Annotated in this window: 1 protein-coding gene; it reads left to right on the top strand. The window is 62.9% G+C overall.

The features are described from left to right. Window positions 1-1,516, top strand: a 1,516-nt coding sequence (gene cysN, locus O7A70_RS33720; RefSeq protein WP_337144189.1) for a sulfate adenylyltransferase subunit CysN, incomplete at both ends; no start/stop codon positions are given.

A 1,516-nucleotide genomic window follows, 5' to 3' on the forward strand; every position in this document is an offset into this window, starting at 1 on the left:
TGTCCGACACCAAGCAGATTTTCGAGGACCAGCTCGCCGCGCTCGAACGCGATTCGCGCAAGCACGGCACGACGGGCGACGACATCGACTTCGCGCTCTTGGTCGACGGCCTCGAGGCCGAGCGCGAGCAAGGCATCACCATCGACGTCGCCTACCGCTTCTTCGCCACGCCGAAGCGCAAGTTCATCGTCGCCGATACGCCCGGCCACGAACAATACACCCGCAACATGGCGACCGGCGCCTCGACGGCCGATCTGGCGATCGTGCTGATCGATGCCCGGCAAGGGGTGCTGCGCCAGACAAGGCGCCATTCGATCATCGCCTCGCTGCTCGGCATCCGCCACATCGTGCTGGCGGTCAACAAGATCGATCTCGTCGATTTCGACCAGGCGGTCTTCGACAGGATCGTCGAGGACTACCGGCAGTTCTCGCGCGATCTCGGTTTCCAAGCCATCATGCCGATCCCGATGTCGGCCCGCTACGGCGACAATGTCAGCCGCCGCTCCGAAACCATGCAGTGGTATTCCGGCCCGACACTGATCGAGCATCTCGAAACCGTGTCGGTCGACGAAGCCACGGCCGAGCTGCCGTTCCGCTTTCCGGTCCAGTACGTCAATCGCCCCAATCTCGACTTTCGTGGTTTTGCCGGCACCATCGCGTCCGGTACCATTGCGCAAGGCGACGCGGTCGTCGTCGCCAAATCGGGCAAGTCCTCGCATGTCAAACGCATCGTCGCCCATGGCGGCGATCTCAAACAGGCAGTGGCCGGCCAGGCCATAACGCTCGTCCTCGACGACGAGGTCGAGATCTCACGTGGCAACATGCTGGTTTCGCCGGCCGCACGGCCGCAGGTCGCCGACCAGTTCGCCGCCAGCATCGTCTGGTTCGACGAAAATGCGCTGCTGCCTGGCCGGTCCTATATCCTGCGCACCGAGACCGATCAGACCAGCGCCACCGTCACCGATCTGAAATACCGCATCAACGTCAACGACTTTGCCCATGAGGCGGCCAAGTCGCTTGAAATGAACGAAGTCGGCATCTGCAACATCTCGACGCGGACGCCGATCGCCTTCGATCCGTTTGGCGAGAACCGCACCACCGGCGCCTTCATCCTGGTCGACCGCATCTCAAACGCCACGGTCGGCGCCGGCATGATCCTGCATTCGCTGCGCCGCGCCGAAAACATCCATTGGCAATCGCTCGATGTCGGCAAGGGCGTGCGCGCCGACATGAAGAACCAGCGGCCCGCCGTGTTCTGGTTCACGGGGCTTTCGGGCTCCGGCAAGTCGACCATCGCCAACCTGTTCGAGAAGAAGCTGTTCGCCACTGGCCGCCATACCTATATCCTCGACGGTGACAATGTCCGTCACGGTCTCAACCGCGACCTTGGATTCACCGACGCCGATCGCGTCGAGAACATTCGCCGCGTCGCCGAAGTGGCCAAGCTGATGGCGGACGCCGGGCTGATCGTCATCGTCTCCTTCATTTCGCCGTTCAGAGCCGAGCGGCGCATGGC

The organism is Mesorhizobium sp. Cs1299R1N1 (genome assembly GCF_037179655.1).
GTDB lineage: Bacteria > Pseudomonadota > Alphaproteobacteria > Rhizobiales > Rhizobiaceae > Mesorhizobium > Mesorhizobium salmacidum.